This window comes from Bacillus sp. FSL K6-1006 (genome assembly GCF_038593175.1).
Taxonomy (GTDB): Bacteria; Bacillota; Bacilli; order Bacillales; family Bacillaceae; genus Bacillus; species Bacillus safensis.
The window spans coordinates 2,825,319-2,837,433 of sequence record NZ_CP151970.1 but is presented as its reverse complement, the minus strand read 5'-3'; the positions used below and the strand labels follow the sequence as shown (position 1 = coordinate 2,837,433).

General features: G+C 39.7%; 17 protein-coding genes, 1 tRNA gene and 1 pseudogene. 17 read left to right on the top strand and 2 right to left on the bottom strand.

Features of this window, described 5'->3' with window-relative positions:
• Positions 1 to 2 precede the first annotated feature (2 nt).
• From NSS65_RS14865 to NSS65_RS14785, 17 genes and pseudogenes are all read left to right on the top strand, one after another.
• Positions 3 to 1,013, top strand: a complete 1,011-nt coding sequence (locus NSS65_RS14865) for a hypothetical protein (protein ID WP_034624543.1) — start codon at positions 3 to 5, stop codon at positions 1,011 to 1,013.
• On the top strand, positions 1,010 to 1,276 hold the full coding sequence (locus NSS65_RS14860) for a DUF2577 family protein (RefSeq protein WP_024423253.1): 267 nt from the start codon (positions 1,010 to 1,012) through the stop codon (positions 1,274 to 1,276). Before NSS65_RS14865 ends, NSS65_RS14860 begins: the two co-directional genes overlap by 4 nt.
• 14 nt (positions 1,277 to 1,290) lie before the next feature.
• On the top strand, positions 1,291 to 1,713 hold the full coding sequence (locus NSS65_RS14855; protein ID WP_326135338.1) for a DUF2634 domain-containing protein: 423 nt from the start codon (positions 1,291 to 1,293) through the stop codon (positions 1,711 to 1,713).
• Entirely contained in the window at positions 1,706 to 2,755 is a 1,050-nt protein-coding gene (locus NSS65_RS14850; protein ID WP_254001417.1) for a baseplate J/gp47 family protein, read from the top strand. The genes NSS65_RS14855 and NSS65_RS14850 overlap by 8 nt, the downstream gene beginning before the upstream one ends.
• Positions 2,739 to 3,662, top strand: a complete 924-nt coding sequence (locus tag NSS65_RS14845) for a YmfQ family protein (RefSeq protein WP_214755419.1) — start codon at positions 2,739 to 2,741, stop codon at positions 3,660 to 3,662. The genes NSS65_RS14850 and NSS65_RS14845 overlap by 17 nt, the downstream gene beginning before the upstream one ends.
• Before the next feature lie 11 nt (positions 3,663 to 3,673).
• The gene (locus NSS65_RS14840; RefSeq protein ID WP_024423249.1) at positions 3,674 to 4,057 is read left to right on the top strand and encodes a phage tail protein; all 384 of its coding nucleotides are present in this window, start codon (positions 3,674 to 3,676) and stop codon (positions 4,055 to 4,057) included.
• An 87-nt stretch (positions 4,058 to 4,144) separates the two neighbouring features.
• The gene (locus tag NSS65_RS14835) at positions 4,145 to 5,350 is read left to right on the top strand and encodes a hypothetical protein (protein ID WP_034282457.1); all 1,206 of its coding nucleotides are present in this window, start codon (positions 4,145 to 4,147) and stop codon (positions 5,348 to 5,350) included.
• Between the two features lie 22 nt (positions 5,351 to 5,372).
• Positions 5,373 to 5,483 (top strand): annotated as a pseudogene (locus NSS65_RS14830) (BhlA/UviB family holin-like peptide); the annotation flags it as partial.
• 123 nt (positions 5,484 to 5,606) lie between these two features.
• Complete coding sequence (locus NSS65_RS14825) at positions 5,607 to 6,950, top strand: pyocin knob domain-containing protein (RefSeq protein ID WP_326135339.1); 1,344 nt, start codon at positions 5,607 to 5,609, stop codon at positions 6,948 to 6,950.
• A 2-nt stretch (positions 6,951 to 6,952) separates the two neighbouring features.
• Positions 6,953 to 7,300, top strand: a complete 348-nt coding sequence (locus NSS65_RS14820; RefSeq protein WP_034282453.1) for a hypothetical protein — start codon at positions 6,953 to 6,955, stop codon at positions 7,298 to 7,300.
• Positions 7,301 to 7,447, top strand: a complete 147-nt coding sequence (locus tag NSS65_RS14815) for an XkdX family protein (protein ID WP_075621941.1) — start codon at positions 7,301 to 7,303, stop codon at positions 7,445 to 7,447.
• A 56-nt stretch (positions 7,448 to 7,503) separates the two neighbouring features.
• Positions 7,504 to 7,716, top strand: coding sequence for a BhlA/UviB family holin-like peptide (locus tag NSS65_RS14810; protein ID WP_008344062.1), 213 nt, complete (start codon positions 7,504 to 7,506; stop codon positions 7,714 to 7,716).
• Positions 7,717 to 7,727: 11 nt separating this feature from the next.
• Positions 7,728 to 7,991, top strand: coding sequence for a phage holin (locus tag NSS65_RS14805; protein ID WP_019743388.1), 264 nt, complete (start codon positions 7,728 to 7,730; stop codon positions 7,989 to 7,991).
• 19 nt (positions 7,992 to 8,010) lie between these two features.
• The gene (locus NSS65_RS14800) at positions 8,011 to 8,814 is read left to right on the top strand and encodes an N-acetylmuramoyl-L-alanine amidase (RefSeq protein ID WP_098677639.1); all 804 of its coding nucleotides are present in this window, start codon (positions 8,011 to 8,013) and stop codon (positions 8,812 to 8,814) included.
• A 116-nt stretch (positions 8,815 to 8,930) separates the two neighbouring features.
• Positions 8,931 to 9,113 (top strand): hypothetical protein, encoded by a 183-nt coding sequence (locus NSS65_RS14795; RefSeq protein ID WP_034282447.1) that lies wholly within the window; start codon positions 8,931 to 8,933, stop codon positions 9,111 to 9,113.
• 171 nt (positions 9,114 to 9,284) lie between these two features.
• Complete coding sequence (locus NSS65_RS14790) at positions 9,285 to 9,500, top strand: hypothetical protein (protein ID WP_268420258.1); 216 nt, start codon at positions 9,285 to 9,287, stop codon at positions 9,498 to 9,500.
• A 77-nt stretch (positions 9,501 to 9,577) separates the two neighbouring features.
• Positions 9,578 to 10,450 carry a hypothetical protein gene (locus NSS65_RS14785; RefSeq protein ID WP_326135340.1) on the top strand — a complete coding sequence of 291 codons (873 nt, stop codon included), beginning with the start codon at positions 9,578 to 9,580 and terminating at the stop codon, positions 10,448 to 10,450.
• Positions 10,451 to 11,302: 852 nt separating this feature from the next.
• Here the strand turns inward: NSS65_RS14785 and NSS65_RS14780 are convergent.
• A tRNA-Ala gene (locus NSS65_RS14780) sits at positions 11,303 to 11,375 on the bottom strand.
• A 72-nt stretch (positions 11,376 to 11,447) separates the two neighbouring features.
• Positions 11,448 to 12,005 carry a GbsR/MarR family transcriptional regulator gene (locus tag NSS65_RS14775; protein WP_326135342.1) on the bottom strand — a complete coding sequence of 186 codons (558 nt, stop codon included), beginning with the start codon at positions 12,003 to 12,005 and terminating at the stop codon, positions 11,448 to 11,450.
• Positions 12,006 to 12,115: the final 110 nt, after the last annotated feature.

Here is a 12,115-nt window from a genome sequence, read left to right as displayed (position 1 = left end):
CATTGATTGAGCTTTTTGCCATCAGAAGCGGCACCATGTATGAGCTTGTCACAGAGAGTGTGACACTTCAGGGGCAAAGGTATCAAGCCCCTCGCTCTATTCAGGCAAATATTATCACAAAGCAAGGCAGTCAAACATATTACCGTGTCTCAGAAGGGGACACGGTTCTTTTTAAATGGAAAGGAAAAGAGCTGTTTAGAGGCATTGTTTTTTCGCGGACGCCGGTTGAAGGAAAGCTGACGTTTACTGCATACGATATGCTCCAATATTTGGTGAAAAACCAAGATGTCTATGTTTTTTCAAATCAAAGAGCAGATCAAATCTTAAGGCGGATTGGAGCCGACTTTCAAATTCCAATGACTTCTATCTCCAATACAGGACATGTCATAAAATCACTAGTCTTTAAAAATGACACGAGCCTGTATGACATGATATTGAAAGCATTGAAAGAAACGAAGCGGCAAACAGGAAGAAACTATCAAATCTATTCTGCTAAAGGCAAGATGGGGCTGAGAGCCTGGCCTGATCCAGAGGACGTCTGGGTCATTGAATCAGGCGTCAATCTCATCAGTTATCAATACAGCACCTCGATTGAAGAGACAGCCACTCGTGTCAAGATGCGTACGTCTGCTGATGAACAGGGGAAGAATAAGAAAAAAGGCAGTAAATCCGAGATTGTGGTGATTGAACAGGATAAAGCCGGTCAGAATAAATACGGTATTTTACAGCATGTTGAGACAGTCACAGGGCAAATCAACCAGCCGCAGCTGCAAAAAAGAGCCAAAGTACGGCTGGCAGAGAAAAAAGGCGTCAAACAAGAAGTCAAAAGCATCCAAGCCCTAGGAATTCCTGAGCTGCAAAGCGGTCTCCCAATCTATTTGAAAATTCCTGAAATCAACGTGAAAAAAACTTACTGGATCGATCAAGACAAACATGAATTCAGTGGGGTGAAACACACCATGACCATTGATGTTGTTGAGAAAAATTCCATGCCAAAGGGTGATCAAGCGTGAGATTAAGTGAAGCGATTAAACGATTAGCAGTGAATGCAGTAGACGCAGAATCGCCAATTGATCTTGTTATCGGAGAAGTCACGGCAGTTTCCCCTCTGAGCATCCGATTAAATGAAAATCATAAGCTGATCATTCCAGAAGAATTACTGATTTGGCCGAAGCGCTTAAATAAGGGTGAGGATGATGAGCTGAAAAGGGGAGACAGTATTATGGTGCTTGCAATGGCAGGAGGCCAGTCCTTTTACATCATCGACAAATTGTAAGGGAGGTGATGAACGTGGCACTTTCACCAGAGGAAGAAATCGAAGAAATAGAAGAAGATGAAGAGGTTGAAACCTCAACGACGTATCGAATAGATTTTGAAACTGGCAGGCTGACAGGCGAAACCATTTCAGGCATCGAGGCAATTCGGCAATTCGTTTATATGACACTTAGGACAGAGCGGTATGCACATCCTATCTACAGCCACGACATTGGTACTGAAATTCAGGAGCTATTGACGGATACAGAAGCTACGGATGAATACAAAGAAATGGAGATTCCAAGGCTGCTAGAGGAAGCACTGATCGTTGACGAGCGGATTGATCATATTGAAGAGTTAGAGGTCACAAAGCAAAATGACTCATTTCATGTCAAACTAGCGATTGTCACAGATGAGGGCACATTAGAAATAGAGGAGGTGATGGAGGGCGATGTTTGAGGAACAGACGTACGAAGCATTAATGGAAAGAATGCTGGACAGACTGCCAGATGATATAGATAAAAGAGAAAACAGCGTGATTTGGAATGCCTTGGCACCTGCTGCCGCTGAACTGGCCCAATCCTATATTTGGCTTGATCAAGTGTTTGAGCTGGTCTTTGCAGATACAGCACAAGGAGAGTTTCTAGATCGGCGGGCTGCTGAAGTAGGGATCGAAAGAAAACCAGCCACTAAAGCGGTTTGGTCAGCGGTCATTCAGCCAGACAGTATCAACATTCCAGCTGGCTCACGTTTTTTTATTGAAGACGTTTATTTCCAGTATTCGAAGGATGGCACGCTAGAATGCGAGACACCTGGTAAAGCCGGCAATGTTCAATTAACAGATCAGCCGCTGCTGTCACTTGATACAATTCCAGGACTTGAATCGATTACGATGAAAGAACTGGTGATACCAGGTCAAGAGGAGGAAGATGACGCTTCTTTATATGATCGATATTTAATACGTGCGAGGCGGGAGGCGGTCAGTGCCAACAGGGCGCATTATAAAAAATGGGCTGAGGAAGTGCCTGGTGTTGGCAGAGCGAAAGTGTTCCCGCTTTGGAACGGAGAAGGGACAGTCAAGATTGTCATCACAGATGGCAATCTAGATATTGCATCAGACCTTCTTGTCAAAAGGGTACAGGAATATATCGACCCAGTGCCAGGTGAAGGAGAAGGACAAGCGCCTATAGGCTCCAAAGCAACCGTTGAAAGCGCCAAATGGCTGGATATCGACATAGAAGTGGCTGTCGAACTTCAAATGGACTGGACCCTTGAAGGAGCTCAGAAAGAAATAGAAGAAAAGGTCAAGACGCTGTTGAAATCAATCGCATTTGAAAAGAGTACCATTCGAATGTCCGCTTTAAATGATATTTTGTACCATTCAGAAAGTGTGTCAGATTATGCAGATGTGTTATTGAATGGCGAGTCGAAAAACTTAGTATTACAGGACATTGAGATTCCGCGTCTTAGGCAGGTGAAGGTTATTGAGCAAACAGGATGAAATGAAAACCTACTTGCCGCCATATTTTACAGAAATTTATGAAGTGGATCACCTGCTCAAGACAGAGGCACCGGAATTTGAGCAATTGGACGAATCTATTTTCGACTTAACGGATCAGTTCTTTCCTTTAACAGCGACATGGGGATTAAACAGATGGGAAAGAATGCTGAAGGTGCAGCGGGAATCAGATGATTCAATTGAACTGCGCAGGGCACGCTTACTCAATATGATGTCAAATATTCCCCCAATCACGTATCTTTCATTAGAGAAATCAGTCAATCGCTTTCTCAAGAATCCAAGTGCTGTCATCCGTCTCACAACCAATCGCTATCACTTTGCCTTACGTGTGAACCTAGATGATCTGCAAAACACGAGATATATTGTAGAAATACTTGAAACGTTAAAGCCCGCGCACTTGGCTTATACGTTCACGGCTTGTCATCATACCGACGTACATGAAAAAAATGATCATCACGGGAGGCTCACACTGCGAAGCAGAGTGGGTTTTTTCGATCATATCCCGATTTTACTCAATGGTGAATTTGTCTTAAATGGTACGTTTTATCTCAGCGGAACGCGAGGTGCAACGGATGTGCCTGCTCGTTTTCGGCATTCATTAAACATGAGGATGCCTCTTCAACATCAGTCAGAAACAGCATATCGCATGAACTATGTCATGACTGGAGCGGTACTTGTAACGAAGCAAGGAGCGGCATTGACTTTACGCACAAAAAATCAGCTCCAGCATCAAACCAAGAAGAAGATGACGTTCCGTCTGCCAGTACACGTCCAAACTGAGCAGGATGGAAGCTTACTGATCAAAGATCATTACTGGATTCTCGATGGATCTGTTCCGCTGGATGGATCAAAAATGCTAGCAGCAACTTCTAAAAAAATAGATTTATAAGGAGGATCACAATGGCTGATCAATTAACCGTAACAACACTGTATGCACGTCAACAAATGGCAAAGGCAAGAGCTGAAGGAACAAAACTCACAAAAGTCGTCAAAATGGCTTTTGGAAATGGGGGAACGAAGGATGGAAAACCGATCTCACTAGACGGCACTGAACAAAAACTCAAAAAAGAACTAGTCCAAAAAAATATTGATTCGTTTACCTTCATGGAACCAGCAAAAATCCGCTACACCTGCACGATCGCCGAAGGAGAACTGGCAGGAGAAGTGATCAACGAACTAGCACTTGTCGACGAAGACGGCAAATTCACCGCCATTCGCACCATGACAGACAAACAAAAAGACGGCGACATCGAATTTGTTTTTGAGATTGATGATATTTATTAAAGATGGGACTTCAGGAAAATCCCAATGTTTTTTTGCTAGAACAATATCGTCAAAGCAAGCATTGATAGATTTGAAAGGAGAATGATCATGGAGATTAAGACACCTCGAACTTTTAAACCAACTGATAAAGCACATGCTGACCTATTTAACGATATGGTTGAAGACTTTCTTGACAATGATGTGGGTCTATTAGAGGCAATCAACCATCATATTGAAGATACAAACCCACATACATCTGAAGCAGAAAAGAAGAAATGGAACGATTCTCAGAGCTATAAGATTACAGCGGATAATGGAAGTCAGTTAATTAATGTGCCAGCTGATGCTAAGATTTTTGATGCGATAAAAGGGAAAGGAACGTGTACTTTTTACGCAGCTTCTGGAGTAGAAGATTCCCCAGCAAATATTTCATTGAGAGGATTACAGACAGTAGGTCAAGATAACATTGGTACTGGCTTTGCTGTAGATATTGCTGGTAATTCTTATAGTTTTTACTATAATGCTGCAGATACCGCTATTAACTGGACAAAGCTCCCTTCAAATGCTGAAAGAAATAAATGGAACGATGGACAATTATCTAAGATCACCTCAGATAATGGAGGGGTGATTCTATCTGTTTCTGATGGTGAAGATTTACTTGAAAAGGTTGTTTCTTTAGGCCCCAAGCATGGTACATTTTATGCCACAGGTAAAGCATTAAACAGCCCAACAACAAGATCGTGTCGTGGTATGTATCATTTTACTTCTCAAGATAGTAATGGAAAAGGTACATTTGGATGGGTCATAGCAATAGATTATAACAATTACATGTATACAAACTATCTTGATTTAAATTTGGGGTGGCAAGGCTGGAAACGTGTTTTAACAAAGGAGGATATGGATAATACTTCTTTTGTTGATACGTATGATCTCGATAATTCTTCTGTATCAGCCGTTGAAAACGTTCCAACAAAACTGAATTTTGGTGATACAAGATCAGACGATCTAGGAGAGTATAATCGTTCGCACGCTGAAATTACACTGAAAAACAATGGTCTGTATTTAATTAGGCTTTATCTTAATAGCAATAACATTCCTGTTGGATCAGATAGTATTTTGTCATGTTATGTGAATGGTACAGAATTTCAACGATTAGGTAACTGGAATCCTGTGGTCTCATCAAGTGTATGTGTATTATACCTTCAACAAAAGTTTAAAGCAGGAGACAAATTAACATTTTATATTACACCCAAAAACACTGGGAGAACCATTACGGTAAATAGAGCTTATGTTACCTTGTCACAGCTAAGATAGGATTATTTGAAAAAGAAAGTGTGTGAACAAATCGGAGGTAACTGTCGTTCAAAATTTAGTGACACAAGGCCTATTTGCCGTTCACTTTTGCTGGATTCTGTTTTATGTGCTTAATACAACAAAGGAACGAGAACATAAGTTCAATGCATAACATCGCCTAATAATAATGGTTTTTTGAAAGGAGAAAAAGATCATAAAAACACCTCAACCTTTTAGTACGAGCGATAAGGCTCATGCAGATCTTTTTAACAATCTAGTGAAGATTTTGATTGAAAATGACCAGGAACTATTAGAACAATTCAATCTTCATACAGGAGATACAAACCCTCACGTCTCTGGTTCAGAAAAGAAGAAATGGAATGAGTCGCAGCTGTATAAAATTACGGGGGATAATGGGGGACAACTTTTAAATATTCCGGTCGGCTCAAAAATTTATGACTCAATTAAAGACAAAGGGACATGTACATTTTATGCGCCCAGTGGAATAGAGGATAGCCCTTCACAATTTGCCATTAGAGGGATACAGACAGTGGGACAAAATAACATTGGAACAGGTTTTGCGATAGATACTTCAGGTAATGCATATTACTTCTACTATAATTCTAGCCACTTATCTATCACTTGGACTCAGATTCCGACAGCAGCTGAAAAAGATAAATGGAACAACAGTCAGCTCCATAAAATAACAAGAGATAACGGTCAACCCTTTTACAAAAGCATAAGTGAAACCACCGACTATAACGAAATGACAGAAACAGGAATGTATCTCGTTTATAATGCTGGTCTTAATGGTCCAAAGGAAATCAAAAGGGCATTTATGATAGTGATCAGTTATGGGAATACTCTGCTGCAAGCTATATATGATGCAGTTAATGGTCTGAACTCTTTTTATAGAATTAGGAAGACTGACTATACATGGACTGAATGGGAAAGGCAGCTCACATCTACAGATTTAAATGCTATTCAATCATTCCCTATTACTGATAATAATGGACAGGGGAAGGTTTATATCAGTAATACGGACGATTTCCATGAAATATTACCAAAGTATCGAGGTTTAGTTCATTTTGTGTCTGCAAATGCACCGGTCAATGGACCTGGTACTGCGTTAAGGGGGATCTGGACTTGTAATAGCACAAGTACGTACGGGCAGGCAATTGGCTTTGACAACTTAAACCGTACGTGGCGTAAGACAATAGCGAATGGTGTATGGTCAAAATGGGAACGTTTGTTAACCAGCGCAGAGCAAATAGAATGGAAGTCCCCGACAAAAATAATAAACGGATGGAAAGAATACGGGACTCAAAAAGTGCAATTTTATAAGAATGCATTTGGAGAGGTAGAGTTAATTGGTTCAATTACAGGGGGTACTATCGGTTTTGAGGTACCTGCTTTTACATTACCAAGTGGTTATCGCCCTATACAGGGTATGCATTTTATAGGGGTAGCATCTAGTATCGGTGCTGGTTCAACACCACAAACACACAGAACACATATTGATACTGATGGTAATGTGTATATACAAAGTGTCTCCAATTCAACAAACCCAAATGAATTTATCACTTTCGGCTTTAAATTCATGGCGGCTCAGGAGGGATAAAAGTGAACTGGATATATAAATACGATGAAAAATTTAATTACCTTCCAGGGGAAGAAATAGAAATTGAAGGGGACGCAGACATCCCAAAAGGATATACAACTGTAAGACCTCAAGATGGTTTGTACAAAGGTAAATACAATGAAGCGAAAAGAGAATGGTATGAGTCGGCAACACAAGAATACATTGATAGCTTGCAGCCAAAGCCGCTGCCACAATCAGAAATTGATTTATTAAAACAGCAAAATGCTGATCTGCTTCAGCAACTGGCAGAGGCAGAACAAAGAGTAGAAGAACAATCAAAAATAATATCAGAACTTATCATGTTGCTGAATGAAAAGGGGGTCATTTAATTGGATTGGTTCCGTAGTATTTCATTGTTCTATCAATGGAAGTGTTATGAAAATGAAGACGTAGCAAAATTTGTTCGGTTCGAGAAGATTACGCCAAAACAATACAAAGAAATAACAAAAGAAGAATATCCAACTAACGCTGAATAGGCGTTTTTATTTTGCCTCCTTTAAGGATGCGCAAAGTGAGGGAGTAGGTGAGTGCAGTGGAAATGGATTTGACTCAATATTTAATGACACAAGGACCGTTTGCGGTGTTGTTTTGTTGGGTGCTGTTTTACGTATTAAACACAACAAAGGAAAGAGAAAACAAACTCAATGAGCAAATCGAGGCGCAAAATGATGTGCTAGCCAAGTTTAGTGAAAAGTATGACGTCGTGATCGACAAACTCGACAAAATAGAACGAAATTTAAAATAGGAGGAAAACTCATGAAAACATTCGACAAAGGCACTGTGATTCGCACAGTGCTTCTTTTTATTGCTCTGATCAATCAAACGCTTGTCATGTTTGGACAGACGGTGCTGCCGATTAGTGAGGAGCAAGTACAAACCGCAGGTGAGGCACTATATGTGGCAGGTTCTACAATTTTCACTATGGTCACAGCGGTAATAGCTTGGTTTAAAAACAATTATGTGACCTACAAAGGCCAATTACAAAAAGATGCTCTGAAACAAAGAGGGCTAACAAAATAATACTTGAAGGAGAAACGACATGGTAAAAATCATTCAAGCATTGATTCCAAAACAACATCGCAACAGACCAGGAAACACGATGAAGCCGCTCTATATTACAGTGCATAATACATCTAACAGTGCAAAAGGTGCTAATGCGGCCAGTCATGCAGCATTTGTTGCACGTTCAAGTACCGGGGTGAGCTGGCATTACACCGTTGATGATCAGGTGATTTATCAGCATTTACCGTTAAACGAAAACGGCTGGCACGCAGGGGATGGCAGAGGCACCGGCAATATGAAATCAATTGGTATTGAAATTTGTGAAAATGCAGACGGCAGCTTTGAACAAGCAGTCGAAAATGCTCAATGGCTCATTCGAAAGCTGATGGAAGATTTCGGAATTCCTTTATCAAATGTAGTGCCTCATAAACATTGGAGCGGGAAAGAGTGTCCAAGGAAACTTCTCGGACGATGGGATCAGTTTAAAGCTGGAATAGCCACAGCACATACCGGCAGCAAAAGCACAAGAAAACCTGTTCAGGCAGAAAGCTTAAGCCAAAAAGCACCCATTTCCAAAAAGAAATCGTCAAATCTGCCATCTGGCATTTTAAAAGTCACCAAGCCCTTAACAAAAGGCCCTCAAGTCACAGCTGTGCAAAAAGCCTTATCTACCCTCTATTTTTACCCAGACAAAGGGGCAAAAAACAACGGGATTGACGGATATTATGGACCGAAAACGGCGAACGCGGTCAAGCGGTTCCAGCTTATGAATGGCTTAACTGCAGACGGAATTTACGGACCGAAGACGAAGAACAAAATCGAACAATTACAGAAGAAATGATGATCTATAAAAAAAGCTATCAGCAAGTGAGGAAATGCTTCCTTGCTGATAGCTAACAAAAAATGACATCATTTGTGATATAATTGGCCAAATCCCTATCATGAGAGGAGAGAAAAATGAAAAAAGAACTGCTCCAGATCATTATGCTGTCAGTGCTACTCATCTATTTCATTTATCACGAAATGACGAGCGACTTCCCTGTGTCCTATACAATCATTCTCATCCTAACTTATCTTTCTGTGATCACATACCGCATCATAAAGTTATTAAGAAAAAACAAAGAACAAACAGAACTGTAAGAGATATGTACATAAAAAAACCATCCTTGATTTTACAAGAATGGTTTTTCGTATGGAGCATAGCGGGATCGAACCGCTGACCTCTACGCTGATGAATTTTTATCATAATTCGGAGGAATTGACATAATACTACATTATAAGTCATTGAATAAATTGGAAAGGAGGGTTAAAATGAATATGCATAATTTTGAAATTTGTACAAAGGGAGGAAGTTCAATGGCAGTCAATGATAATGTTGAAATATCTTCTACAAGCAGTGACCATTTAAATGGACAAGTTGGAGTTATTAAGGGAGTTGTTTCAGGCAGACACGGAACAGAAGTTCAAGTTTTGCTGGAAAGTGGCATTAAGACTTGGATTGATGCAGAAGATGTCATTATATTCTAAAAACCGTATGGAAATTGTAGTAAAAATTTGAATAATATATTATAATTTAACCATCTTTTGAAAAAGGTGGTTTTTTTATGGAGTTTAGGGTATATCAAATGACTTATACCAATGATTTAACGACAAAGACTAATGACTTATATGATTTTCTGAAAAATTATGGCAGGCAGTATGGAGAAAGAGGTTATTATTATACTATAACTAATGAAATTGATGAGGAAAATCATGTTATTACCTTCAGTTTTAGTGAAGAACACGATTCAAATATTAACTCACTGGATGAAGAAAATAACTCATATGCGCCAGATATTGAACCATGTATTAATACAATCATGGCGCTTGATTTGCGAGAAAAGAGATTTTTAGTACAGAATCGCGATTATCCTGCTGACAACTTAAAAAAAGACATAACAATGACAAGAATAGGTTTAATCTTAGAGGACGCTTTCCAAGCAGTCTATAATTCAGAGTTTAACTACTTAGATACTGATAAAGAAATTGATGAAGATACATTTAAGGAAGCTTTTGAAAATCATAGAGTCAGTTATTTGTGGGTGAGATTTCCAGGCACACGAAGATTTTTGTATGAAAATGCTACCATTTTTTCTGAAGAACATTTAAATACACATTGGATCGAAGCTTGGAATAAAGATGAAAGTGGAATGCATGAAATTTTACTTAAAGCACCTGGAAGAGGTGGAGATGGGGATTTAAGAAACTCTCCTGTTGCAAAAAGCATTATGAATATGTTCGGCGTTGAGGTTAAGCAGCTAGATTTTTGGGATGAAGAGGGGAAGTTTCATAAGATATCAATTAGCTCACTTAAAAGATTCGTTGTAAGTGGTATTGATCATAGGACTTTAGTTATCACTGCTATTCAGTATACTTCTCTAGCAATTAGAAATAGAAGAACTGAGTTACGTGATTTTGTTGCTACAAGGGATCTTTAATTTTTTTGAAATCTTATATCTCCTTTATTAAATGAATTAGAAAAAATAAGTTTATTAAACCATTTGAATAATGTTTAAAAAGCCACCCTTTAGGGTGCTTTTTTTGTTAACTGTAAACTTTCCGATGAAGAATCTCTATAAAAAGCATTGGCTTAGAGATAGAGTGAGACCGCAGTTTAGAACGAATAAAATTAAAAAGCAACACATAGAAAGGAGTGGTGGTGATGTGGCATGGGAAGGGCAAGAAATCCGGATCGAGCAAATGGAATGAAGAATTAAAAGGAACCGTACCTATTAGGGATGCTCCGAAAGGGGACAAAAACGCAGTAGAAATTAGCGACCGTTTCGATCTCTACGTCTTAGTTGGACGAAGGTTCGGGCAATTATACTCGATCATATTCAATGATTCCTCCACTATTTACTACGTCTGCGCCGTCTTGATAGCATCGTAAGAGTCTAGGGACTGCTGCTCAACATCTTATTTTATTAGCGATTTTATAGCGATCGTGACATCGAAAATGACTAATGTTACGCCGGTATGACGGAAATAAATATAGATGTACGTGCTTAGTAATGCCGACTTGTACTGCGTATCAATTTAACTGTTTCCGAGAATGATTCTTCTGTAGTATTTGCAGTAGTTACTTAAGAAGAAGAGAGAGCTGTCGAAGTCTCCGCTTTCTATCTTAACTCGCTAACCTTTCCGTCGATCTGAATGCATTAAAAAATCGCCTCCTATTCGTATAGAAGACGATCAAATTACCGGTGCGCTACACTGCGCGATATAGGAGCGGTACACTACGTTAAGTCACCGACAAGCAAACGTTGATATACCGCCGTTAAACCGAAGTATGGAGCATAGCGGGATCGAACCGCTGACCTCTACGCTGCCAGCGTAGCGCTCTCCCAGCTGAGCTAATGCCCCGAGGTATGACGACATAATTTATTATAATCAATCCTCCTGTGAAATTCAAGCTGTAAAACGTAAACACATCGTCTATTTTTCTTTCTGCTCAATTGGAATATAGTCAAAAATTTCGCCAGAATGAACAGAATGGGCTAATCGTCTCAGCCAGTCATAATAGGCTTTTGAGCTTTCAAGCTGCTCAATGAGCTGCTGCGCTTCTTCTCTTACATGTTCCTCCAGCTGATCATCACGCGACACCTTTTGAAGCCGCTCTTGCGCTTCTTCAATTGCCGCTAAATTGACCTCGACCTCACGTTCCCATTTTTGCGGAAAGAAGTTCGTGAAAAACTTAAAAAAGTCTTTTTCCGCAACAAAGCTGTGTTTTCTTCGACCACGGTGAAACGTCTTTTTGACAATATTCATGTCTTGCAGCTTTTTCACACCCGTGCTCATACTCGGCTTACTCATTTGCAGCTCTTCACGCATTTCATCCAGTGTCATTTCCTCATTTAAATACATCGTTCCATATAGAATACCTGCACTTCGTGTAATGCCATAGAGATCCATCGTTTCAGCTATGGAATCAATGACTAGATCTTTAGCAGCTAAAATACGATCTTCTGCTTGCGGTTTTTCCTGCTTTTTCATTTTGTCCCTGCTTTCTATTAAGAAAATTCAATCCGTTCAAAAAAATCTTTATGGACTATATGTTAACGAAAGAATACAAAATGTCAAAATAAATGAAGCATATCTCCCTT

What these genes read in the sequence shown, in the direction of transcription:
- NSS65_RS14785 (WP_326135340.1), top strand. Translation starts at nt 9,578, where the DNA reads ATGGAGTTTAGGGTATATCAAATGACTTATACCAATGATTTAACGACA.
- NSS65_RS14805 (WP_019743388.1), top strand. Translation starts at nt 7,728, where the DNA reads ATGAAAACATTCGACAAAGGCACTGTGATTCGCACAGTGCTTCTTTTT.
- NSS65_RS14790 (WP_268420258.1), top strand. Translation starts at nt 9,285, where the DNA reads ATGAATATGCATAATTTTGAAATTTGTACAAAGGGAGGAAGTTCAATG.
- NSS65_RS14800 (WP_098677639.1), top strand. Translation starts at nt 8,011, where the DNA reads ATGGTAAAAATCATTCAAGCATTGATTCCAAAACAACATCGCAACAGA.
- NSS65_RS14775 (WP_326135342.1), bottom strand. Translation starts at nt 12,005, where the DNA reads ATGAAAAAGCAGGAAAAACCGCAAGCAGAAGATCGTATTTTAGCTGCT.
- NSS65_RS14835 (WP_034282457.1), top strand. Translation starts at nt 4,145, where the DNA reads ATGGAGATTAAGACACCTCGAACTTTTAAACCAACTGATAAAGCACAT.
- NSS65_RS14795 (WP_034282447.1), top strand. Translation starts at nt 8,931, where the DNA reads ATGAAAAAAGAACTGCTCCAGATCATTATGCTGTCAGTGCTACTCATC.
- NSS65_RS14840 (WP_024423249.1), top strand. Translation starts at nt 3,674, where the DNA reads ATGGCTGATCAATTAACCGTAACAACACTGTATGCACGTCAACAAATG.
- NSS65_RS14850 (WP_254001417.1), top strand. Translation starts at nt 1,706, where the DNA reads ATGTTTGAGGAACAGACGTACGAAGCATTAATGGAAAGAATGCTGGAC.